At 58.7% G+C, this 23,624-nt stretch carries 24 protein-coding genes; 6 read left to right on the top strand and 18 right to left on the bottom strand.

The window, feature by feature from the left end:
- From FHW37_RS30975 to FHW37_RS30965, 3 genes are all read right to left on the bottom strand, one after another.
- Positions 1–705: a response regulator transcription factor gene (locus tag FHW37_RS30975; RefSeq protein ID WP_145643418.1), complete on the bottom strand. Its 705-nt coding sequence runs from the start codon at positions 703–705 to the stop codon at positions 1–3.
- Positions 706–747: 42 nt separating this feature from the next.
- The gene (locus FHW37_RS30970; RefSeq protein ID WP_145643417.1) at positions 748–2,241 is read right to left on the bottom strand and encodes a DUF4153 domain-containing protein; all 1,494 of its coding nucleotides are present in this window, start codon (positions 2,239–2,241) and stop codon (positions 748–750) included.
- Between the two features lie 403 nt (positions 2,242–2,644).
- Positions 2,645–3,532: a LysR family transcriptional regulator gene (locus FHW37_RS30965; protein WP_145643416.1), complete on the bottom strand. Its 888-nt coding sequence runs from the start codon at positions 3,530–3,532 to the stop codon at positions 2,645–2,647.
- Positions 3,533–3,639: 107 nt separating this feature from the next.
- Here FHW37_RS30965 and FHW37_RS30960 point away from each other — a divergent pair, with 107 nt between their 5' ends.
- Entirely contained in the window at positions 3,640–4,656 is a 1,017-nt protein-coding gene (locus FHW37_RS30960; RefSeq protein ID WP_145643415.1) for a YeiH family protein, read from the top strand.
- 92 nt (positions 4,657–4,748) lie between these two features.
- On the opposite strand, the gene FHW37_RS30955 is transcribed toward FHW37_RS30960, so the two are convergent.
- From FHW37_RS30955 to FHW37_RS30930, 6 genes are all read right to left on the bottom strand, one after another.
- Positions 4,749–6,737: an alpha-glucosidase gene (locus tag FHW37_RS30955; RefSeq protein WP_145643414.1), complete on the bottom strand. Its 1,989-nt coding sequence runs from the start codon at positions 6,735–6,737 to the stop codon at positions 4,749–4,751.
- 5 nt (positions 6,738–6,742) lie between these two features.
- On the bottom strand, positions 6,743–7,597 hold the full coding sequence (locus FHW37_RS30950) for a carbohydrate ABC transporter permease (RefSeq protein WP_145643413.1): 855 nt from the start codon (positions 7,595–7,597) through the stop codon (positions 6,743–6,745).
- Between the two features lie 3 nt (positions 7,598–7,600).
- Positions 7,601–8,524, bottom strand: coding sequence for a carbohydrate ABC transporter permease (locus FHW37_RS30945; protein ID WP_145643457.1), 924 nt, complete (start codon positions 8,522–8,524; stop codon positions 7,601–7,603).
- 117 nt (positions 8,525–8,641) lie between these two features.
- Positions 8,642–9,880 (bottom strand): ABC transporter substrate-binding protein, encoded by a 1,239-nt coding sequence (locus FHW37_RS30940; protein WP_145643412.1) that lies wholly within the window; start codon positions 9,878–9,880, stop codon positions 8,642–8,644.
- 59 nt (positions 9,881–9,939) lie between these two features.
- On the bottom strand, positions 9,940–11,016 hold the full coding sequence (locus tag FHW37_RS30935; protein WP_145643411.1) for an ABC transporter ATP-binding protein: 1,077 nt from the start codon (positions 11,014–11,016) through the stop codon (positions 9,940–9,942).
- A 210-nt stretch (positions 11,017–11,226) separates the two neighbouring features.
- A complete protein-coding gene (locus FHW37_RS30930) occupies positions 11,227–11,931 on the bottom strand; it encodes a GntR family transcriptional regulator (RefSeq protein ID WP_145643410.1) in 705 nt (234 codons plus the stop codon).
- A 103-nt stretch (positions 11,932–12,034) separates the two neighbouring features.
- Here FHW37_RS30930 and FHW37_RS30925 point away from each other — a divergent pair, with 103 nt between their 5' ends.
- Genes FHW37_RS30925 through FHW37_RS34735 form a run of 4 tightly spaced genes read left to right on the top strand, consistent with a single transcriptional unit; the run spans position 12,035 to position 14,892 of the window.
- Positions 12,035–13,192, top strand: coding sequence for an LLM class flavin-dependent oxidoreductase (locus tag FHW37_RS30925; RefSeq protein WP_145643409.1), 1,158 nt, complete (start codon positions 12,035–12,037; stop codon positions 13,190–13,192).
- Entirely contained in the window at positions 13,192–14,082 is an 891-nt protein-coding gene (locus tag FHW37_RS30920) for an aldo/keto reductase (RefSeq protein WP_145643408.1), read from the top strand. The genes FHW37_RS30925 and FHW37_RS30920 overlap by 1 nt, the downstream gene beginning before the upstream one ends.
- The gene (locus tag FHW37_RS30915) at positions 14,082–14,609 is read left to right on the top strand and encodes a flavin reductase family protein (protein WP_145643407.1); all 528 of its coding nucleotides are present in this window, start codon (positions 14,082–14,084) and stop codon (positions 14,607–14,609) included. Before FHW37_RS30920 ends, FHW37_RS30915 begins: the two co-directional genes overlap by 1 nt.
- On the top strand, positions 14,593–14,892 hold the full coding sequence (locus FHW37_RS34735; RefSeq protein ID WP_186458491.1) for a glucokinase: 300 nt from the start codon (positions 14,593–14,595) through the stop codon (positions 14,890–14,892). Before FHW37_RS30915 ends, FHW37_RS34735 begins: the two co-directional genes overlap by 17 nt.
- Here FHW37_RS34735 and FHW37_RS30905 read toward each other — a convergent pair.
- The 9 genes from FHW37_RS30905 to FHW37_RS30865 form a co-directional block, all read right to left on the bottom strand.
- Entirely contained in the window at positions 14,889–15,179 is a 291-nt protein-coding gene (locus FHW37_RS30905; protein ID WP_186458490.1) for a hypothetical protein, read from the bottom strand. The genes FHW37_RS34735 and FHW37_RS30905 overlap by 4 nt on opposite strands.
- Positions 15,180–15,207: 28 nt before the next feature.
- Entirely contained in the window at positions 15,208–15,435 is a 228-nt protein-coding gene (locus FHW37_RS30900) for a hypothetical protein (RefSeq protein ID WP_145643404.1), read from the bottom strand.
- Between the two features lie 117 nt (positions 15,436–15,552).
- Positions 15,553–16,245: a TfuA-like protein gene (locus tag FHW37_RS30895; RefSeq protein WP_145643403.1), complete on the bottom strand. Its 693-nt coding sequence runs from the start codon at positions 16,243–16,245 to the stop codon at positions 15,553–15,555.
- Positions 16,242–17,414: a YcaO-like family protein gene (locus FHW37_RS30890; protein WP_145643402.1), complete on the bottom strand. Its 1,173-nt coding sequence runs from the start codon at positions 17,412–17,414 to the stop codon at positions 16,242–16,244. Before FHW37_RS30890 ends, FHW37_RS30895 begins: the two co-directional genes overlap by 4 nt.
- Positions 17,415–17,423: 9 nt before the next feature.
- A complete protein-coding gene (locus tag FHW37_RS30885) occupies positions 17,424–17,642 on the bottom strand; it encodes a hypothetical protein (protein WP_145643401.1) in 219 nt (72 codons plus the stop codon).
- A 13-nt stretch (positions 17,643–17,655) separates the two neighbouring features.
- Positions 17,656–19,485 (bottom strand): hypothetical protein, encoded by a 1,830-nt coding sequence (locus FHW37_RS30880; RefSeq protein ID WP_145643400.1) that lies wholly within the window; start codon positions 19,483–19,485, stop codon positions 17,656–17,658.
- 4 nt (positions 19,486–19,489) lie between these two features.
- Positions 19,490–19,918: a helix-turn-helix domain-containing protein gene (locus tag FHW37_RS30875; protein WP_145643456.1), complete on the bottom strand. Its 429-nt coding sequence runs from the start codon at positions 19,916–19,918 to the stop codon at positions 19,490–19,492.
- Positions 19,919–19,981: 63 nt separating this feature from the next.
- On the bottom strand, positions 19,982–20,485 hold the full coding sequence (locus FHW37_RS30870) for a helix-turn-helix domain-containing protein (RefSeq protein WP_246691015.1): 504 nt from the start codon (positions 20,483–20,485) through the stop codon (positions 19,982–19,984).
- Positions 20,486–20,951: 466 nt separating this feature from the next.
- Positions 20,952–21,938, bottom strand: coding sequence for a LacI family DNA-binding transcriptional regulator (locus tag FHW37_RS30865; RefSeq protein WP_145643398.1), 987 nt, complete (start codon positions 21,936–21,938; stop codon positions 20,952–20,954).
- Positions 21,939–22,085: 147 nt separating this feature from the next.
- Between FHW37_RS30865 and FHW37_RS30860 the strand changes: the two genes are divergently transcribed.
- Positions 22,086–23,615, top strand: a complete 1,530-nt coding sequence (locus FHW37_RS30860; RefSeq protein WP_145643397.1) for an ABC transporter substrate-binding protein — start codon at positions 22,086–22,088, stop codon at positions 23,613–23,615.
- The last annotated feature ends 9 nt before the right edge of the window (positions 23,616–23,624 follow it).

Here is a 23,624-nt window from a genome sequence, read left to right as displayed (position 1 = left end):
TCAGGTCCCTCGCTCATGGTTGGCGCGCAGCTTGAATCCGACACCATGTACTGTGGTGATCAGTCCATCAGCACCGATCGTGGCGAATTTTGCCCTGATATTGCGGATGTGGCTGTCGATCGTGCGGTCGGCGACATAGGTCCCTGGACCGTAGGCCGCCACCATCAACTGCTCGCGGCTGAACACCATTTCGGGGCGCGCCATCAGTGTTTCGATAATTGCGAATTCGAGGCTTGTTGGCGTCACGGGGGTGTCGCCAAAGGTTACCGTCCTGCCAGCTCGATCGAGGCGCAGATCACCCACAGCAATAGTCTCTTCGCGTCCCTCGCTGCCGCCAGAGGTGCCGGTCCGTTTGAGGATGGTTTTGACTCGGGCAACCAGTTCGCGGGGACTGAAGGGTTTTGTGACATAGTCGTCGCCGCCGATCTCGAGACCCAGTATCCGATCGATTTCTTCGTCCCGTGCAGAAAGAAAGAGGATCGGAACCGAGGAGGTCTTGCGGATCTGCCGGCACACTTCGAGGCCATCCATGTCCGGCATTTCGATATCGAGAACGATGAGGTCGATCCTTTTCGCGCGGTAGGTCATCATCGCCTGAATACCATTTCCAGCCGTGGCTGTGGTCATGTCTGCGCGCTCCAATGCAAAACAGATCACGTCACGAATGTTTGGCTCGTCATCGACGACAAGGATGCAGGGCGCCATTCGATCTCCCGTAAATTCCATGCCGCAGTAGATATCGCGGTTTCATTGCTTGATCAAAGCAGTCGATTGCAGATAGGTTTCCATTCTCTGTTTCCGATAGGTCCAACTGCGCCAGTCCCGGGACCGAGCGGCAAATTCGCTGACCAGCTTCAGCCTCCCGTATTCCGCCATCTGATGCTCTGAACTATTGGCCGGAACATTGGCCATGTAGAGATCCAGTGCTGGAATGGCTGATGCGCCAAGGGAGGTGAGATAATGGAGGTCCAGTGGCTCGCCCTGATGACCTGGACGCATACTGTTCTCGACATTGAAACGGGCAATGAAGCCGGAAAAGTCAATGAATGCTACGAGATAAAGAACGGTCGACAGGGTGGCAAGGTTCATGGCGATCAGCCATTGATTGGAGCGCCGCAGCATTATTCTTAAAAGAATGAGGACAAGACCCGCGGCGACGAGACCCATCCAGATGCCTGCTGCAAGCCTGAGCCCCGTCAACGAATAGGCTTCTATATAAAGGTCGAGCCGGAGGATGGAGGACAGGCAGAGGAGAACGTTTTGAAGGATCCAGGCGACGACGAGGATCCGGATCCGCCGGCTGCGATCTCCGGGGCCATCGCGACGCATCGACATCAACACAAAGGCAGCGGCAAGCAAAGCCGTTGCGACCAGCGGATAGGCGCCGCGATGGGCATATTCGGCGTGGCTCATCCCAGCCGGCAGGGTGACGCCTCCCCAGAGATATATGAGATCCAGGATGGTCTGCAGCGCAAAAAGCAGATTGAAGATGGAAAGGCACCGAACGAGCATCGAATGATCGAGAAAGCTGTCGATATCACTCTCGGATCCGGCATTCCGGGAAATGCAAAGCTTGGATTTGCGGATAAGGCATGGCCGCATCAGCGCCCAGATGCCGGCTGCGGCGATCAGCCAGAACGCGATTCGACCGATATCCAGGAGATTTCGGAGGGCGCTGAGATCGATATTGTGCAAGCCCATCTCGATCAACGGATTGGCGGTGCTGAAGAGAAAAAGAAAGACGACCCCCATGCCCAGTGGAAATATCCAGCCGGCGAGGGATCTTTGCGTCACGCCGAAAATCGAGCGGCCGGAACGGGACGCGAGATATCGCCTGCAGCTCTGGGGCAGCCTCAGGAATATGGCCGGCATGAAGCGTAAGAGTGCGAATGGAACTGCGCTTGGATTTTTGGGGAGCAGCCGCGCATGAGCAAGGGTATTGAGGACGACGACCATCATTGAGACGACGAAGCCAGCCAATGTCGGCGCTTCCAGCAATGGCGCGGCTGCGAGTGCCGAGATGCCAAAACAAGTCGCGACGTAGGGCAGGCGAGGCGGCTTGCGACCTGCGATCAGGACAGCAGCAGTGAGTAAAATCGACAGGATAAAGAGGTTGAGGCCGGGTGCTTGCTTGAAAATCAAAAAATCCGTAACCGCGATCATCGCGAGGAGGAGATATATCCGCGTTTTGTGACGACGTGAGCGGTTTGCAACGGGTCTTTCGGCCGTGGTCAATTGCATGCCGCAACCTCCTGGCGATGTGGCTTGAAAGCCACCAGATCGACGAGGCGGATTGGCGGCGGCGCATTGCAATCGGAAGCAACATCTTCCTCCAGCCACCAACTATCTCTGAGGAGACGGTAAGGCAGTCGGGGAAGGGCGAGGCAGTCTGGGATGAGATGCTTTTTCATGCCGACAGAATGCCGCTGGCATTTGCAGATTCTGTGCAGACCATGAGGAGCTATTCAGGATTATCGCCCGCCAAAACAAAGCGTCGGTGATCGACCCAGCTCGTCGTATCAGGCATTTAGCAAAGCGGCATTTCGCCTTGTCGAAATAACTGACCTTTAGAAACAGCACCGGCTTAAAATTACCGTGCTATCAGAACAGGCGAGCGAATAGATGCGGCCCGTAGGCGTGTATGTCACGGCCTACCTTCATGGCAAATTTCAACAAGCTTCATCGCGGCCTTGCTTGCATGGCGTTCCTTGTGCTTGAGCAGGCGAAATTCGCGGGCAGGCCCTTGCAAATCGACTTCGCATAGCCGGCCGCTGCTAAAATATTGTTCTGCTGCCAGTCTCGATACTGCCGCTGCGCAACAGCCCCCGAGAAGGGCGCTCAGAATTGCTTCATTGGAGGGCAGGACGAGGACGACGTCGAGCGTGGCGGGGTCGATGCCAATAAGCGTCAGGGTTTCCTCGAATACGGAGCGCGTACCGGACCCGACTTCGCGCATCACCCATCTGGCATGCCGTATGTCTTCAGGCGAGAGCAAGGCTTTTCCCGCCCAGGGATGCGAGGGCCCGACGACGACGACGAGTTCGTCATGGGCGACGACCGAGGCTGCGAGTGCCGGCTCGTCAAGCTCTCCCTCGACAAAGCCCAGATCGGCCTCGCCACTGATGACCGCATCCGCCACCGTGCGCGTGTTTCCGATGGTCAGGGTCAGCTCTATGCCGGGATAGGCGCTGTGAAACTGCATCAACCTTTGCGGCAGCCAGTAGCTTGCGATCGTCTGGCTGGCGAAAACGCTGAGCGAGCCGCGCTGCATGCCGCCGAGTTCACTGAGCACGAGTTCAACGGCACGCGAGCGCGCCAGAAGCTTGCGGGCTTCATCAAGGAATATCCGCCCGGCATCGGTCAGCTCGATACGCCTGCCGATCCGATGGAACAGTTCGACGCCGTAATGCTGTTCGATATTGCGGATCGTCGCACTCACAGCCGACGGCGTCAGGTTGATCGACGCGGCGGCCCGAGTCAGGTGTTCGCGTTCGGCGACTGCGACGAAAATGGCGAGCTGTTCGAATGTCATGGGAATTTGTTCTGTTTTTCCGAATGAAACGTAGAAGAATATTCGATGGAAGTCGATTTGATTAGTTGGAAAATCTGTCGTGAAAACACGATCACGACAGGTCCATCATGCCTCTTTCCCAAGCCCGCCGGATTATGCCGGGTCTCGCCATTTGTCTTCTGGTCGCCGGCGCGGCCTATGTGGTGGAGCGCATCCAGCATACGCTGCTGGGAAGTGGTTTTCTGGAAGCTCTGGTCTTTGCCATCATCATCGGCATCATTGTCCGCACCGTTTTTTCCGATAGGGCATCGTGGAAGCCGGGCATCAGTTTCAGCTCCAAGACCCTGCTCGAAATCGCTATCGTTCTGCTTGGGGCATCGATCAGTATCGCGACGATCATGAATGCCGGGGCGATCCTGATCATTTCCGTGGTCGCTATCGTGATACTGTCGATCTATGGGAGCTTTGCGATATCCCGCCTGCTCGGACTGCCGTCCCGGCTTGCAGTGTTGATTGCCTGCGGTAACTCCATTTGCGGCAATTCGGCGATCGTTGCGGTCGCCCCCATTATCGAAGCGGATTCCGACGAGGTTGCTTCGGCGCTCGCCTTCACGGCCGTTCTCGGCATCGCGGCGGTCCTTCTTCTTCCGCTCCTCTATTTTTATGCCGGGCTTGGCGCTGCGCAATACGGCGCACTTGCCGGACTGACGGTCTATGCCGTTCCGCAGGTGCTTGCCGCTGCCGCGCCGGCGGGCCTGGTCGCGGTGCAGACCGGAACGATCATCAAGCTTCTTCGCGTCCTGATGCTTGGACCGGTCATCTTCACGCTGGGTATTCTGCGTGGACGAGAGGCGCGGCGGGCGGGCAAGAAGCTTTCCATTTTCAGTCTCGTCCCGTGGTTCATCATCGGCTTCGTACTCGTCGTGATCATCAGATCCTGCGGTTTTATACCGCCGGATGCCGTCCAGGCCCTGCTCACGGCATCCAGCGCACTGACCGTTGTCGCTATGGCCGGGCTCGGGCTTTCGGTGAATGTTCGCACCGTCGCCAGTGCCGGCGGGCGGGTCATCCTCGCATCGTCGATCTCGCTGCTCCTGCTGGTGGTCGTCAGCTATTTTGTGGTGATTTCGGCACTTCACACCTGAGTGTCTCGGCACGGGGATCGACCTATCGGAACGGCTGCCCATTGTAACGGTCCTGCTCCTTCGAGCGGGACCGTTACACCGCGGTCACAATATCAGATCGTGTTGATGCCCTTAAACAGCGCGGCATGCGCGCTTTCCGCCCGGTAGAAGACGGGCGGATGACCGAGTGGGGCGTCGATTTCCACAGTCTCGCCGCCGCCATAGGCGCGGCCGGTCCAGACATGGATCCAGTTGTCGCCCTTCGGCAGATAGACCTCGCGCCGTGTCTGCGCGGCCTGCCAGACCGGTGCCACGAGCATGTCAGCGCCATAAAGGTAGCTGTCCTGGATCGTGTATGTGGCGCGGTCATCCTGATATTGCAGGAAAAGCGGCCGCTGCACTGGCAGGCCGGTCGAAGCCGCCGCTTCAGACAGGGTTTTCAGATAGGGTGCCAGATGCACGTAGATCCGGGTCATGCGCGCAAAATGCTCAAGGACCTCGGCTTCCTGATCGATCTGCAGGTTGTCGCGGGGCCGGTTGCCCTCATGGCTGCGCATGACCGGCGTAAACGCCGCCATTTCGGCCCAGCGCATCAGGAGTTCCGGCGTGCGGACATTGCCGAACAGGCTCGTATAACCGCCGATATCCGAATGGTGATAGGCGTTGCCGACAAGGCCCGACGACAACGCGCCGCAGATGACCGTCACCAGACCGTCGTGGCGGGAAAAATCAACCGACTGGTCTCCGCCCCAAAGAAGCGGGCAATGCTTCTGGACCCCGGTAAAGCCCGCGCGCATGAAGAACAGGGCATCGCCCGACTTGCCGCGTCCCGCGACTGCCTTGGCATTGACTTCTGCCCAGAGCGTCGGCCACTGGTTGTGCATCAGCTTGGCATCGACGCTGTTGGCGAGATGCACGTCGATCGGCAGGTATTCACCGAAGTCGGCCATCCATCCGGACAGGCCATAATCCAGCATCCGCTTGCCGATGATCTCCTCGGCAAACCATTCGGATGCGGCCGGGTTGGTGAAGTCGATGACGCCGCAGTCGAACTCGCCGAAATCCACCAGCGCTGTCCGGCCCTCGCCGTCGGTCGCGAAATAGCCCTCGGCCTCGGCGATCTTGAACAGGGGGCCATCGACACAGAGGTAGGGGTTCACATAGCCCAGGAAGCGGATGCCGTCGTCGTTCAATTCGGCAATCTTCTGCCGCAGGCCAGGATAACGGGCCTCGTTCGCCTGCCAGTCCCAGAACAGCCGGGCACCGAAGGACGTATTGCGCAATCCGACCCAATCCTCGCACCAGAGGCCCGAAATCCGCACGCCGGCCTCGCGATAGACCGCGAGCCGCGAAAACGAATTTTCTCCGTCCTTCAGGCCGATGATGGCGCCGTTATAGATCCATTCGGGCAGCGGCGGCTGGCGACCGAAGCGCGTCGAAAGCGCGGTCACGATTTCGGCAAAGCTGTCGGCGGCAAATAACTCGATCTGGTCCGGAATCGCCCAGATCTCGATTTCATGGAAATCATTATTGCGGAAATCGAATACCGAATAAGCCGTCGTCTCGACATGCAGCGCATAACGCTGCGAGGAGAGATAGGTCGGTTGTGGGTAATTGGTGTTGAAATAGTCGCCGCCCGCACGGGCCTTGTTCGCCTGGAAGGTGATTTCGCTTGTCGGATCGCGGCCGACACCCGGCTCGGAGGTCCATAGGGGAAAGCGGCGGCCGCGCATGTCGAAATAGGACATCTGCTCGCCACCACCCCAGACGGTTTCGTCCGCGATGGCGGGAATGCGCAGCCAGAGTCGGTTGATCGAGGCATCCAGGGCCTCGAACCTGAGGCCGTTTCCATCGACCGTCAGCGCCAGCCGCGGCGCCTGGCCAGGATGATCCGACAGGAGGATACGGTCGCCGACGACCTCGGCATGGGTCAGCGGGATACGCTCGACCACATAATCCTCGATGTCGAAATTGCCGCGATACATGTCCATGCGCTCCTTGCCTTTTCCGGCAAAGATACAGGGGGCTTCCGGCCTGTGAGAGAGCAAGGCACGGCCGTCCAGCGTCAGGTCGAACCCTGGCTTCGTTTCAACGAGATTCACGTATTTCACCCTTTTATGCCGCCCGCCGTCAGGCCCGAGACAACGCGTTCCTGGAAGATGACGATCAGGATTGCGACCGGCACGATCCCGACCACAAGTGCTGCCGATATGACAGGCCATGGGAACGCGAATTCACCCTGGTAAAGCTGGATGCCGACCGGAAGCGTTCGCAAAGACGGGTTGGAATTGAACGACAACGCGAGCAGGAATTCGTCCCATGCGTTGACGAAGGCAAGAATGCCCGCCGTGAAGACGCCCGGCGCGCAAAGCGGCACGACCACCTTGAACAGCGCTCCGATACGGGTGCAGCCGTCGATCATCGCAGCATTTTCGAGGTCGCGCGGGATCGCCTCGAAAAACGAGATCAGCATCAATGTGCAGATCGGCAGAGACAGGACGGTGTAGGGAAGCACGAGCGCGACCCATGTGTTGAGGAAACCGAGCGACCGCATGATCTCGAACAGCGGCACCAGCAATGTCACCAGCGGAAATGTGGAGACGGCGACGATGACCGACAGGATGAGGCCCCGGAACCGCAGCTCGAGCCTTGCCAGCGCATAGGCGGCCAGCACCGAAACGAACAGCGTCAACGCCGTCGACAAAAGCGCCACCATGAAACTGTTGAACAGGAACAGGTGAAGCGGCTGGTCGGAAAAGGCGCGCATGTAATTGGCAAACGTCGGCTCATGCGGAAACCAGGAAATCGGTGTTCTGGTCAGTTCGCTTTCCGTCTTCAGCGACGTGAACAGGATCCAGAGCGCCGGAAACATGCCGTTGACGAGCAGGATTGCCGCAGCGATCAGCCGCAGCGGCTTGCCGCTCAGAAAGGAGACGGGACTACGACTGGTGACGGCTGTCATGGCTTAGTCCTTTGCCCGAATGATGCGGAGATAGACGGCGGTGACGGCCATCGACAGGGCGAACATGACGACGGCGAGCGCCGAGCCGTAACCCAGATCGAGGAAGGACACCGTGTTCTGGTGAATGTACATGGCAAGCGTCGCGGTCGATGTTCCCGGCCCGCCCGCCGTCATCATGAAGGGAATGTCGAAGGTCTGCAGGGCGGTGATTGTCCGGAAAATCAGCGCCACGACGATTGACGGCTTGAGCAGCGGAAGGGTGATTTCGAAGAACTGCCTTATGCGGCCCGCGCCATCGACATCCGCTGCCTCATAGAGCGAGCGCGGGATGGTTTGCAGGCCGGCCAGGATCATCAGTGCCATGAAGGACGACGTTTTCCAGATGATCGTCAGGCAGATCGCCGCAAACGCCCAGTTGGGCGAATTGAACCAGATAATGCCCTCGAAGCCGAGTCGAACGAGCACATCGTTGACGACGCCATATTGCGAATGGAAGAACCATGCGAAGATCAGGCCGGCGAAAGACAATGGCAGCGCCCACGGAATGAGCAGCGAAAGCCTGACGGGCCATTGGGTGGCAAAAGGAAGATTGGCGAGAAGCGCCAGCGCCATACCCACGATCAGCGCGCCGGGAACCGTGATGATCGTGATGAGCACCGTATTCCAGAGCGTTTCCCAGAACACCGGATCGTCGATCATAAGGGCGAAGTTTTCCAGCCCGATGAACTCCGCCGGCAGGCCTGATGTCAGCGACAGGCTGAAGAAGCTCGTATAGATCAGCCGTGCTACGGGATAGACGATGATCAGCGACAAAAGAAGCGCGGCCGGAGCCAGGAGCAGGACGGCGAGGGCGCGATCGCTGAGATCGAGCCATTTGGTCCATTTCGGCAGATGCGTTTCGTCTCTTTCGGAGATCGGCATGGTCATGATGCTCACAATGGGTGCTCCGGATCCTGGATGTATAATGGCTCAGGGCTCTCGCCCTGTCCCGCGCCACGGCCGAAGCGATCGGGCGCGGGATTAGGTCCTAGATGGGCGCTCGGCTTACCTGAGAATGCGCTTCAGGCGGGCCTCGATCTGGGTTGCGCCCTCTTCAGGGGAGGTGACGCCGGCCAGAACCGCGTTGACCGTGGTGCGGATCGTCTCGCTCACCTCGTTATAGCGCGGGGTGACGGGGCGGGCCTTTGCCGTCTCGACGACCGGAAGCGCATTGGCGAACCAGGGCGCGGCCTTGACCACGTCCGCGTCGGTGTAGAGGTCGGCATAGGTCGGCAGCAGGGCGCCGTTGACCGCCATGTATTTCGACACTTCAGGGCTCGAAATATAGCCGACGAACTTCTTGGCTTCTTCCTGATGCTTGGAATAAGCCGATACGCCGAATTCCCAGCCGCCAAGGCAAGTTGCCTGATCACCACCGGCAACGGCCGGCAGCCGGGCTACATCAACCTTGCCGACAACTGCGGAATCCTTGCCCTGGAAGCTTGACCAGCCATAGGACCAGTTGATGGCGAATACGACGTTGCCTGCCTGGAACTCCTTGCGGGTATCATCCGTCGCCACTTCCGAAATGTTCTTCTTGGCAACGCCGTTATCGACGAAGCTCTTCCACAGCGAAAGCGATTTGACGGCTGCTGCGTGGTCGAAATTCAGCTTGCCGTTTTCGACCAGGGTCTTGCCCTGGCTCCAGTAGGGCAGAAGGAAGGTGCAGACGGCGCCTTCGATCGCCTTGCCCTGGAAGGACAGGCCCTGCAGATCCGGCCGGCCTTCTCCCTCGGTGATCTTCTTGGCCGCTGCGGCCAGTTCATCCCAGGTCTTTGGTGGCTGGACACCGTATTTGTCGAGCAGGTCCTTGCGATAATAGAGGAACATGGCATCGGCGAAGGCCGGCACTGCGACCACCTTCTTGTCGACGGTATTGGCCTCGGTATAGGTCGGCAGAAACTTTTCGATATCCTTGGCCTGGAACTCGCTCGTCCATCCGGCGGCCGCATATTGCGCCGGCCGGATCACGTCGAGCATCAGGACGTCGAGCGTCGTATCCTTGGCCGACATGACGGTGTTGAGATATTGCGCCTGCGCTTCCGACGTATTGCCGCCGGGCTCGATCGTGATCTTCACGCCCGGTGTGCGGGCCTCGTATTGGTCGAAAGTCTTGCGCCAGACTTCCGGATGATGCTGGCTCGAGACGAAGATCTTCAGCTCCGTGTCGGCGGCATGAGCCGGGATCGAAAAACCGAGAATGCTGGCGCATAGCGCCAAGCCCTTGAGTGACTTGCTGTTCATAATAACCCTCCCTGTTGTTATAAAGTCTGCGCGGCCTGGTCCTCCGCCGCGCCTAGAGTTCATGCGACCGCCTTTTGCGATGCCGCGTCGAACAGATGTACCTTGGATGGATCGACGCCGAGCTTCAGGTCCTCGCCGGGACGCAAGCGGATATCCGGCGGCATGCGGGCCGTGAGCACTTCCTGGCCCATCGCAAAATGTACCAGCGTATCGGAGCCAAGCGGCTCGACCACCTGGACCTTGACCGAAATCTGGATGTCGGACGCGGTTGCCGGGACAAAGTGCTCCGGCCGGATACCGACCATCATTTCGCGGCCTTCCATCGCGGCAGAGTGGCCGGATTTCAGGGCGCCGGCCGGCAGGAAATTGCCGTCACGGAACACCAGCCGCTCGCCGCTGATCGAGGCGCCGGCGAAGTTCATGGCCGGCGAGCCGACAAAACCTCCCACGAAGACGCTGTGCGGACGGTTGTAGACATCGTCGGGCGTGCCGACCTGTTCGATCTCGCCGCCACGCAGAATGACGATCCGGTCCGCAAGCGTCATCGCTTCCACCTGGTCGTGGGTCACGTAGACGATGGTCGTGCCGATCTGCTGATGCAGGCGCTTGATCTCGGTGCGGACCTGCCCACGCAGCTTCGCATCCAGATTGGAAAGCGGTTCGTCGAACAGGAAAACCTGCGGGCGCCGCACGATTGCGCGGCCCATGGCGACACGCTGGCGCTGGCCGCCTGACAGCTGGCCCGGCCGCCGGTCGAGCAGATGAGAGATTCCAAGGATCTCTGCTGCCTCGTCGATCCGCTTCTTCGCCTCGGTCCCGGCAATGCCGCGCACCTTCAGGCTGAAGCCCATGTTCTCGCGGACCGTCTTGTGCGGATAGAGCGCATAGTCCTGAAACACCATGGCGATGTCGCGTTCGCGCGGCGGCAGTCTGTTGACGACGCGGTCGCCGATCAGGATTTCGCCGCCGCTGATGTTTTCGAGGCCGGCAATCATGCGAAGGGTCGTTGACTTGCCACACCCTGAAGGCCCCACGAGAACCACGAACTCGCCATCCGCGATCTCAAGGTCGATGCCCTTGACGATACGCAGTGCTCCATAGCTCTTGTCGAGCTTTTTCAGACTAACTGAAGCCATCGATGTCTCCCAAACCCAGCGCAACATCGCACCGAGCTTCCTCATGGTTCAAAGCATACGCACCGATTGATAGAAATCAATAGTGTATCAATTCTATTTATCTTTTTTGAAATTTAAATTTTTGCATTGAATTTGTTGTATAAAAACATAATTCTTTTAATTTTGCGAAATTTCCCGTGTAGCCGGTCGGACTTGACGTCGTGTATCAGCCTAGCGAAGGCGGCTGACATATCGTGCCACGGAATGGTCGTACCAGGTATGAGAAACCTCTGCGGTCTTGCCGTCATGGGCATGACTGACGCGCAATACATGGGGGAGAATTGTGCCGGGTTTCGGGCCGAATGTCTCTGGCGCCCATTCCGGCACGCGGCCGAGGTCGATATGGTCTTCCGCCTTGGCGATCCAGAGGCCAAGCCGCGTCCGATAGTAGAGATACAGCGATTCCGACAGATCTTCCCTGGCGATGGTTTCGACATAGGAACCGTCCAGCCAGATTTCCTCGATCGCGGCGATCTTGCCGGCAATGCGGCGCAGCCGGCGAATGCGGTGACCTTCCTGCGATGCGCCAAAGGGCGGCAGGTCATCCGGCTTGGGATAACGGCCGACTTCCAGGATCTGTGCCGTCGGCAATCCGCCGCCGGTGATCAGTTCCAGCCTGAACATCGCGTAGACACTTTGCGGATCGGTCATGGCGCGGATGTAATTGCCCGAGCCCTGCACCCGTTCCAGCAGTCCGCGCGTCTGCAGTTCTGCCAGTGTCTTGCGTAGCGTTCCGACCGCGATCCCGAGATCGGCAGCCATATCGCGTTCCGGCGGCAGTTTCTCGCCGTCGATCAGGCGACCGGCCGAAATATCGCGCACCAGCGTCTCCGCAATCTGGAGATACATGGGCAGACTTCCGCGAGAACTCTTCATTTGCAGGGCCTTTATGAGAGAGGCGTAAAAAATTGATACATCATTGATTTACTGTATTCCGGGTGATAGTTAAATAGGCAAATGGCTGGTGAGGAGGAATTTTATGACCGTTGTGCCTGTGACCTCTGGAGATCTCGATGCTGCCGAGGTGTCGTGGTTTTCTGCGCTGTGTTCTGACGATTATGCTTATCTCGGCGTCCCGGACGGGTCGTTGCGCTCAAGCTGGGATCATTGCTCCGATATCGTGCGCAAGAGCGAGGGGCTCGGTTTTCGCAACATCCTGTGCCCGTCCTCCTACCAGGTGGGGCAGGATACGCTGAGCTTCGTCGCCGGCTGCGCGCCGATAACCGAGAAGATCAATTTTCTGGCGGCAATCCGCTGCGGCGAGATGCAGCCGATCATGCTTGCCCGCACCGTCGCGACGCTTGATCACATGCTCAAGGGCCGTCTCACGCTCAACGTCATCAGTTCCGATTTTCCGGGCGAAGTCGCCGACAGCGCCTACCGATATCGCCGCAGCCATGAGGTGGTCGAGATCCTGCGTCAGGCCTGGACCCGCGATACGATCGATCACGATGGCGAAATCTATCAGTTCAAGGGCGTCTCGACCGAGCCGGCGCGACCTTACCAGCAGAATGGCGGGCCGCTGCTTTATTTCGGTGGCTATTCTCCGGACGCGCTGGAATTGTGCGGTGCCCAGTGCGATGTCTATCTGATGTGGCCGGAAACCAAGGATCAGCTCGCCGAGCGCATGCGCGCCGTACATGCCCGCGCCGAAGCGCATGGTCGCACGCTCGATTACGGTCTGCGCATCCACATGATCGTTCGCGATACGGAGGCCGAAGCGCAGGAATATGCCCAGCATCTGGTTTCCAAGCTCGACGACGAATACGGTCAGCTGATCCGCAATCGCGCCCATGACAGCATATCGCTGGGTGTCGCGCATCAGGCCCGGGCCCGTGAACTCGCCGACAAGTTCGGGTATATCGAGCCGAATATCTGGACCGGCGTCGGCCGCGCCCGTTCGGGCTGCGGCGCGGCTCTGGTCGGGTCGACCGACCAGGTTCTGAGCGCGATCGAAGAATACCAGAAGATGGGCATTCGCGCCTTCATCTTCTCCGGTTATCCGCATCTCGACGAGGCGGAGCATTTCGGCACCAAGGTTCTGCCGCAGATCAAGACCTGCTCCCTGCCGCATGCGCATGGACGTGTACCGGCAACGCCGCCCGCCACACCTCTTGCAAATGGAGAGCGCCACTAATGGATCGCATTGAAATCACCCCGGAACTGTCCTTCAGCCGGATCGTCTACGGCATGTGGCGTGTCGGCGATGACAAGGATACGTCTGCCCGCCACGTGCAGGCCAAGATCGAGGCCTGCCTTGCACAGGGCATCACAACCATCGATCAGGCCGACATCTATGGCGGCTACACGGCGGAGGCGGTTCTGGGCGCTGCCCTGCGCGAAACGCCGTCGCTGCGCGACAAGGTCGAGATCGTCACGAAATGCGGCATCGTTGCCCCGGCTGGCCGGCATGCGGCAGCGCGCGTCAAGCATTATGATACCACGGCCGAGCACATCAATGCTTCGGTCGAGGCATCGCTCAGGGATATGGCGACCGACCGGATCGACCTGCTTCTCATTCATCGGCCCGATCCAATGATGGACGCGGACGAGACCGGCGCAGCGCTGGATGCGCTGGTGGAATCGGGCAAGGTGCGCAGCGTCGGCGTATCGAATTTCCGGCCTTGGGATTTCTCGCTGCTGCAGTCGCGCATGGAATCGGTGCTCGTCACCAACCAGATTGAACTCAGCCTTGCCGCGACTTCGGCTTTCACCAATGGTGACCTTGCCTACCTCCAGGAACGCGACATGCCAGTCATGGCCTGGTCGCCGCTCGGCGGTGGTTCGCTGATGACCAAGAGCGGTCCGCTCGCGGACGTGATGGCGCGGATCGCCGCAGAGCAGGGTGTCGATGTGGCAGCCGTCGCTGTCGCATGGCTGCTCGCGCACCCGGCAAAAATCCTGCCCGTGCTCGGCACCAACAATCTCCAGCGCATTGCTTCGATTTCGGATGCGAGCCGGGTCGTTCTCGACCGGCAGACGTGGTTCGAACTCTATACCCATGCCATCGGCCACGAGGTACCGTGATGATTGCTCCTGATGTCGCAGATCTTCGCCAGGAACACCAGTTCGTTCCCGATGCCGCAAGCGCACGCAGCTTTCGCAATGCGCTCGGCAATTTTCCGACTGGCGTGACGGTCGTCACCGCCGATACGCCAAACGGCCCGCTCGGCATGACCGTCAACAGCTTTTCCTCCGTCTCTCTCGATCCGCCGCTCGTCCTGTGGTCCCCGGCAAAGACTTCGTCGCGCCATGACTTCTTTGCCGGCGCGACGCATTTTGCCATCCATGTCCTCGGCGCCGATCAGGGTGCGCTCAGCGGCCGCTTCACGCGCGGCGGGCTTGGTTTCGAAGAGCTCGGCTGGGAGAAAAATCCGGAAGGCGTCCCGATCATTCCCGGTACGCTCAGCCGTTTCGAATGCGCGCAGGCCTCCATCTACGACGCGGGCGACCATTCCATCATCGTCGGCCGCGTCCTGCGGGCAGCCCATCGGGACGGCGAGCCGCTGTGCTTCGCGCGCGGAGCCTTCGGCCGATTTGCCGCCGCGTCCTGAAGCCAAAGCGTTACCGAACCTGCCTTTTCCGATCCAGATCGGGGACATCGGCGGAAGCAATGCGCGCTTCGCCATCCTGAACGATGCCGCTTACGAGGAGCGTGCTGTCTTAAGCGTCGAGACGTATGCCTGTTCGCCATTTGAGGGAGCAGACGAAAGCGCAATCCTGCCTCGCCTCGTGCAAAAACCTCGCTCCGCAATACTGGCGCATGCGGAGCCCATCGATAAGGAGGAGATCCGGGTGACAGGTAGGCTGCTGGTTCGATTCCGATCGAGACGTTAATGTCGACCGTTGGTCCCGAAGCTGAAGCTGGCAAGCTCGACGCCGCGCTCGTCATTAAGCCTGATCGAAGCGGCAGGTTGGAACCCATGTTTTGAAGTGAACAGTAAAAACGCCAGCTTTACGGCCTGGCATGCCGTTTCCGTATCCACTTCTTCGATATTGCTGTCTGCAAGTACCCGTTTGCGTGCATCACGAATGATGAATCGGTATTTCTTCATACGCCGTTTCCACAAGGTTTCAGGCAGTTTATCGCGCGCGATGTGATTGATGCTGAAGTTCGTTGCCAAACGGCTCGTCAGGCAGCGGACCTCAGTGTCAGCAATTCCCGGTCGGTCGGCCGATCAAGAGTTCGATCTGCTCTTTCGGAAGGTTCGGAATTTCGCTTTCGAGGAGAGTAAGCAGCGCTGCCCTGGCAGCCTCGAGATAGATCGCGGCATTTGCTGCGCCGATCTCGGAGGCGACGTTTGCCGCGTAACCCGCCATACGGATCAGGGCAGCAATCTCCTCCTGCCGATCGATACCTTCAATTTCCATCTCACGCATTTGCTGTCCCACTTCGTATGTCTTGAGATGCTAAGGTGACATAGACTGGTGGTAGCTGCGCGTTGCAAATCCGTTGCACACGCTTCGACTGTGTCTTTATGGTCCGCACACTTGCGGTCACTGACCGTAGAGTTCTCGCCACAGAGGGGTGCTGTTGAACGTCCAGCTTGGCCGGGAAGACGGTGGGGGAGCGGACCTGATTGTATCGATCAGCAGCAGCGCATCACAGCGTTTCTGGTCTGTCCATGCAATGCGCAGCCAAGCACGCATATCTGCGGCTGACACCCCGGCAACGCTTGCTATACGTTGCCAAGTCCTGTCCTTAAAGAAGATTGACCGCGCGGCATCGGAGAGAGCAAGCGCGGTTGAAGGGTCGATCACGTCTCGTTGCAGTGCTGTCTCCAAAGTCGCATCCACATTGACGATCGGTACGGAAATGGGCGGATATCCCAATTCCGATGGCCCATAAAGCAGAGCCACATCTGCATCATCGTCGCGTCTGCCGTGGAGATAGTCTTCGAAAATGCGCCCCAGACCGACCATCCCGAACGGATGGCATTCGGCCGCTCTGAGCGCACCCATGCTGGCTGCGCCAAACACGCTTACTCCCATCGACAGCGCGAATATCAATTCCTTGTGCCAGACAGGCGCCACATGTTCGAACTGGCCGTCGATCAGACCAATTGCAGTGGCGCCTTCGGCAAGACATTTCATGACGTCGCCCTGGCATGCAGGTGGGCGAACAATCAGATCACCACGTGCCAGGTCGGGTGCATCGGCAAGGCTCGGTCCAACAAAAACGACCTTCATGACAAGGCTTTCGACAGGGCTCGCGCGCCATAGGGGTTTCTTCGATCACCTTCAGGTTTTTCGAGCTGCGGCGCCAGCACCTTGACGACAGAGACCGGTAGCCAGTCCGGTGTCAGATCAACGGCATAAAGGCGTGTAATCCCGGATGCTGCCAGGGATTTTACCAGGTTCTCCAAGGCTTGTTTCGAAGATTCGGCCGACAACCCTTTTGCGTAGCGCCGACCAGAGGCAAAGGGTGCGTTGAAAGCAGCGAGATGATCCGGATCTGCCAACTTCGCAAAAATGCCCGGGACCAGATCGTCGCGGGCGCCGGCAATAAAGGTCATGCGCGACTGTACGGCTTCAGCGATTGCGCGATATACGGCTTGCGAAAGGGCGAGCGCCGCGCCGGCGCCAAAAGTGACGTCGACATGCCGGGGCGCTTTCTCCTGCCCCGCAGGCCGCAGCAATGCCGCGGCACAGGGAATGGCCAGATCGGTCGTGATGTCGAAGATTGCGATGTCGAAGCCGGCGCGATGCAGGGCATCAAGCATCCCGGCGACAGCGTCATCGGAGATATCACGCGGGTCTATCCTGCGTGACAGTCGCTGCGGCATGCCTTCGATATTCCACAACGTGGTCGCATCGCGCTCAATCCGCTCAAGCAGACCATGCAAGGTCGCCTCGTGCCAGTCGTTGCCCGAGGCCAAGCCGTCTGACGAGAGCCAGAAACGCGGTGAGAGCCCGGTGCGATCAAGATGGACCGCATCGTATGGCACCCATACCTGTCCGTCGTCGCCGAGATCGCGAGCCGTGGTCCAGACCAGCGTTTCGTCATCTTCGATCGGCTGCGCGCCGCTCGCGAGCAGATCATTCAGACAATCGTAGCGTTGTCCCATGCTCTGTAATGCGGAGGCGCTGAATTTGCTTTGGATGCAGGTGGGGACGGTCGCGACGGCACGCTCTACCGCCTCCATGACCGCCGACGTCCGTGCCGTGTCGTCGTCCGCTCCTTTGCCCTGGGCAATGACGATTGCCTTGGCATTCGGATTATAGGCGCACCAGACGGGGATACCGATCCGGTCGAGACCGGTCTGACGGGCCACGCGTGTTATGCCAAGACGCGACAGATGGGGCGAGACATTGTCAAATGTCTCGCCGGGGGGGCATTTCCGCAAAGTCGTGTTCACACGAGGACTTCAGCCTTCGAGCAGGCCGGATGCTGCCGGAACTGCAGAATGTATGGCGATTGCAAGGTCAACGCCTTTCGTCACCGCAGCGCCGTCAGCGGCACTGAACTCTGCGGCCTGATGGATATTGCCGGACAGAGGCTCGGTGTAGAGGACAGCCGACCCTTTTTCGAGGTCGACAAACCAGAGGTCGTCGTCACCGGTCAGTTTTACGAGAATGCTTGTCATAATGGAGTTCCTTCTAAAAACCGGCCTTCCTGAGGCCTTCGCGATAGAGTTCGATCTGCCATTTCTCCTTCAGCGGAACCATCGACAGCCAGCGTTCAAGATCGAAACCAGGGTTTTCGCTCAAAACGCGCAGTCGTGAATTTTTCGCCTTAGGCGTGTCTCCTAGCAGAGACCAGCACGCGGCAGCAAGCCTGCTGGCCGGACGACTGTCATCCATCCGGTCCAGATATGCCAGCGCTCTTTGATATTCGCCAAGGAAGAAACTTGCCCCGGCTGCAGTCCAGAAATACGTGTCGGGTGCAATCGGATTGAGCGCGAGCGCAGCCATGGCTTTTCCAAGCGCTTCCTTTGGCTTGCCGGCGTGGTTGAGGCTGTCCGCATGGCTACTGAGTACGTCAGCATAATGCGGGCTCGCCTGCTCTGCCTCAGCCAAAGCAGAAAGGCTATCGTCGATCTTGCCCATATAGAGCTGCGTGACGCCGAGTTCCTTGAAGCCGCCAGCAAAACGTGAATCTTCGCTGATCGCTTTTAATGCAGTCCTCTCGGCTCGAGCCAGCAGCTCTCCATCGCCTTGCGCCGTCAAGACCCATTCCAGGGTCAAGGTGCGGGACACGCCGGCAAGAGCCGCCGCGAAGCCTCGATCATGCTCAAGTGCCTCGGTAAACAGCCGCCTTGCCTTTCGCACATTCGGAAGCGTCGTGTGGGAAAGGCTGCGCAGGCCACCAAGGTAGGAAAGATAAGCCCGAGGTTTTTGCCGGAAATCGGTATCGAGAGGGGCAAGCATCCCGACCTTCTGGATGATTGAAGACTGGATTGCCTCGGCCATGGCATTTCGCCCGGCGACGATCTTTTCTTCTTCCAGCTGAAATCGCTTGGCCCACACGATCTCGTCTCTAGGCATGAAGATAAGCTGCACGAAGAGACTGTCGCCGCTCATCTTGGTATCAAGAGCGTAGATCACATCGTGCTGTTCCAAAAGCGCCGCCTTGTTATCGGCATTCCGGATCTTGGCGGCGGTATAGGGGGCGACGACCGAGACGGTTCTGTCGACGCACAGGCTGATCGTCAGATCTTCGATCAGCGCGTTGGCGACCGATCCGCTTTTGTCCACCGTTTCCAGCGGCTCTGGCGGCAAGAGAGCTATTCTTGGAGGTGCCTGTCTTGGCAGCGCCTGCCCTGGCTGTTCTAGGCTTATTGAGGAGGCAAAGCGGTCTGCCTCGCGAGGTCTCGGCCAGACATTCCCGGTGTGAGATCCCATGCCTTGGAACGAGCCTTGCGCCAACGCCAATCGCACGTCTTCGTCATTGGGGTCCCATTCCAGCAATAGCACCGCAGCGCGCTTGATTTCGGCGCGTGCGCCCGCGACATCCGTAGCCTTATTGCGGAGAAATTCGCAGCGCAGTTCCTGAGCCAGCCTGGCACGCATGTCGCGCACCCATTGACCGATGGCATCACGTCTGTCGCCATAGGCGGGAAAGAATTTCCTGGAAACCGCGTCGTTGAGAGCCCGAAGCCGGGCTATGCCGGCTGGTTGCGTGATAATTTCCAAATCACAGGAAACAGCTTCAACATTCAATGCCACCGCTGACGACTGATCGATCAGAAGCGGAACCCCGTGCGCCGCCGCGACGGTGTTCGTGCGAAGCAGGGTAGACCGGAGGTTCGTCAATGCTGCGTCCGGGTTACCGGGCCACAGAAGCTGTGCCAAATCTCTGCGAGCGACCGAACGCCCGGCATCGAACAGATACGCACACATCACAAGTGAGAGCGCCGGCACTCGAATCGAGTTCTCATTCCCATCACTTAGGTCGCCACCGCCTAGTGTGGTCAGGACGTAACGCATGTCGTTACAGGTCTTTATGAGCAGCGCCTTCGGAAGCAGGGCTTTCGGCACCGCCTTGGATGGAGCGTACCAATGCCAGGATTTTTTGGCGCACATGCGGATCGTCGATGGCCGAGAATGCTGTGGCCAGCGAAATCATCTCACGTGATGAGAAGAGACCGCCGACGACGGGTGTTTCGTCGTGACTTTCCACCGAGTCCGGGCTTCCCTCGAAAAAGAAAGATACCGGCACGTCCAGCACGAATGCAATACGCTGGAGGCGACTGGCGCCGACCCTGTTCGCACCCTTCTCGTATTTCTGGACCTGCTGAAATGTAATTCCGAGTTTATCGGCCAGAGCCGATTGGCTCATCGAAACCATAACGCGACGCTGGCGTATCCGGGAGCCAACATATGTATCGATAGCATCGGGGATTTTGGACAACCGAGACATCCTCTGCTGTAGAAGAATATTATAATTACTCAATATTGAAGGTCTTACAACTCCGTTTGTAATCTACAAGAATCTCCTGTCTGCTGTGGATTGCAAATTTGTCGGGCTTGTTCCTGTCTGCCGCCGGAACATCGCAATAAACGCCGAGGAACTGCCATATCCCAGTTTTCTTGCGATCGATTGTACCGACTTGCCGTCTTCAAGCAGTGACAGTGACGCGACCAGTTTGAGCCGTTGTCGCCACTCATTGAACGATATGCCAAGCTGGCCCTGAAAGCGACGAGACAGGGTCTTTTCCGTGGTTTGCAGTGATCTTGCCCATTCGGCAAGCGAGCGACGATCACTTGGATCGGCCTGCAATGCGTCGATTACCGGCTGCAGCAGATCGTCGTCCGCGACCGGCAAAAAGCTTTCCCGCCGTGCTGCTTGCATCAGCTGATCGACCAGCACGAGTGCCAGGCGCCGGTCCATTTCCGTTTCGGGTACCGTGATGCGGCGCCCGGCGAAATCGGCAAGGATTACCTTGATCAACGGGCTGAGCGCCAGCGTACATGCCGTTTCCGGCATGCCGGCGCAAAGCGCGCGATCGATATAGATCGAGACGAATTTGACGTTTTCTCGGTTGTGGCAGGCATGCAGCGCATTGGCCGGGATCCATGTCGCGTAATGGGGCGGGCAAAGAAAGCGCCGGCCTTCCACCCGCGCTTCCATGACGCCGGTAAACGCACAGAAAGGCTTCTGCCTTCGGGCACATCGTTATCAAGCTCAGCGGAAATCATTTGCGCTTTGGCCATTGTGCAGAATGTACAAGTCTCGGTGGGCTCAGCCTTCCACAGAAGAGGCCAATTCGCTTGATACGTTAAAAGATCGGTGCGGTTTCGCTGCGGCCTTTTTGTTGCAAGCCTTGGCATTGCCCCCGCGACGCAGATGAATCTCGGCGGCATTATTCCGTTTTCACGTGCTGTTAGGTGTTTGATCTCGCGCAGTTTCGATACTGCGGGTCGGAGATTGGAATCTCGCCAAGACCTTCAACCTACGTCGTCTGGCCCTTCCGGTATCCGCACTGAATTTCCACCTGGTGCGGGACCTCTTTTTCTCCCGCTTCCATTTTGCGGATCAAATTGACGATCTCTGTTGCATAGGCTTCATGGTCGAGCTGGATCGTGCTCAGCTGATAGGCTGACCAAAAAGCCATCTCCAAGCCATCATGGCCGATGACTGCAACGTCGTCGGGAATGCGTCGGCCCGATTGCCGCACCGCGTCGATGGCGGCGAAGGCCATTTCGTCGTTGGCCGATATGACCGCATCGATTGACGGCCGCTGCTGAAGCGCCACTTCTATCTCCCGCAATGCCGGATTGTAGCGGTAATCGCCATGGGCTTCCCCGATGAAAGTCAATCCATGTCGCGAAAGCGACGTTCGGAACAACTCTTTCCGCCTGGCATTCATCGCGCTCGATAGCGCGCCGTTCAGCCACAGGATGTTGCGCCGTCCGGAGGATGCCAGATCGGCTGCAGCTGCATCGATCGCAGCGCTTGGGTCGATCCTGAGCGTGATGTGGTCGCCGTCGAGATGCGGCTGGTTTCTCACCAGGATCAGCCGCGACGTACCGAAGAAACGCTTGACCTCCTCATTCGGCATCGCATCGGCATAGACGATCGCGTAACTGGCGCGATAGGACGCGGCGCGGCCGACGAATTCGCTGGCATTGGCGCTGTCCTGGCAATTGACCAGAAGCGTGGTCAGGCCGATCGCCTGCAATTCCCGGGTCAGGTGGCGGATCTGGTCGTATTCGTAATGCGACAGCGATGCCGCGACGATCGCGACGAGGTCCGAGCGAGAGCGCTTCAGTGCCGCGGCCATCGAGTTCGGCACATAACCATGCTCGCGCGCCAATTGCTGGATCTTCTCGCGCGTCTCGGCACGGATCGAGGCCGAAGGATCGAAGGCGCGTGAAACAGTGATGTGCGATACGCCTGCCAGTTTCGCCAGTTCCATTGCCGTAATGCTGCGTGCCATGATCGTTCCCTTTTTTAGCGCATGTTTACCTGAACATTTCTCGTCATGAAAGTTTTAAGATGGCTTGATACACGGCCATCGTGATGATGTTCACGCTAACAATTGCGGTCCGGAAACGGCGCAAATCTGTAATTGAGAGAAGAGCCGATGTTGAAGAATGCGTTGCGCGCGGGTGCTGCTACCCTGGTGATTTTGATGGCGGGCGGCGCCATGGCGAGCGATCTGAAGGTAGCGGTCCAGGCCGTTCCTGCCAGCATCGATCCTGCCAGCGAAAACTCGAATGTCAGCCTGCGGGTCATCTATTCCGTTTATGACACGCTGGTCAAAACCGACTTCCGCGACGGCGGCAAGCTCAAGCCGGCACTGGCGACATCCTGGACCATCATCGATGCCAAGACCGTCGAGTTCAAGCTGCGCCCGAATGTCAAGTTCCACAATGGCGAAACGCTGAGCGCCGACGATATCGTCGCGACCTTCTCGCCGGTACGCATCGGTCTCGATCCCAATATCCCGGTCGAATCCAAGGCCTTCCTTGGCGGCATCGATCATGTCGAGATCGTCGATCCGCTGACGGTGCGCATTCACATGAAGAAGAACGATGCGATCATCCTGCAGCGTTTCGCCAATTTCCCGTCGCAGATCATCTCGGCCGCAGCACTGAAGAGCTCCGCCAGCTATCAGGACTTTGCCGCCAAGGCGATCGGAACCGGTCCCTACAAGCTGAAGTCCTTCAAGCCCGGCGACAAGGTCGTGCTGGAAAAGTTCGAGGGCTATTGGGGTGAACCGAAGGCCGCGGCTGATGAAGTGACGTTCAGCGTCGTGCCGGAACTGTCGACCCGCGTTGCCGGTCTCGTCTCCGGCCAGTTCGATCTGATCACCGAAGTCGGCCCCGACGATATCAAGCAGATCGATGCCGGCAAGAACACCAAGGTCGTCGGCGGTCCGATCCTCAATATTCTCGGCCTGTTCTACGACAGCACCAACGACGTTCTGGCCGATCCGCGCATCCGCGAGGCGCTCAACCTGTCGATCGACCGCGTCAAGCTGGTCAACAGCTTCTATGGCGGCCGCACCGAGGTTCCGCATGGCTGGCAGATGCCGAGCTTCGGCGACATGTATCTGGCTGACCGCCCTCTGCCCGAATACAATCTTCAGAAGGCGAAAGCCCTGCTGAAGGAAGCCGGCTATAACGGTGCCGAGATCGTCTATCGCACCCGCAACTATTACACCAAGCAGATCGAGACCGCGCAGATCCTGCAGTCGATGTGGAAGGCCGCCGGCCTCAATATCAAGCTTGAGATCAAGGAAAACGGCGCGCAGGTATTTGCCGATGACGATCGTCGTATGATCGTCGATGGCTCCTTCTCCGCTTATTATCCGGATCCGCTCGGCCAGTTCTGGCGCCGTTTCGGTCAGGACACGACCTATGCCACCGGCAAATACTGGAAGGTCGATCCGGATATGGTTGCCATGGGCGATGAACTGGCGACGTCGATCGACACGGCCCGCCGTCGCGAAATCTTCGGCAAGATGCTCGACAAGTTCGACAAGGAGCCGAATGGCGCCGTCCTTTACGATCTCGCCGCCTTCATGGGCGAGCGCAGCGATCGGGTCTCGTTGAAGGTTCTGCCCAACGAATATCTGGATCTCACCACCGACGGCCTAAGCTTCAAGTAGGATGTCGAG

The organism is Neorhizobium alkalisoli (assembly GCF_007829835.1).
In the GTDB taxonomy this organism is placed as follows: domain Bacteria; phylum Pseudomonadota; class Alphaproteobacteria; order Rhizobiales; family Rhizobiaceae; genus Neorhizobium.
This window is presented reverse-complemented; position numbering and strand designations above follow the sequence as displayed.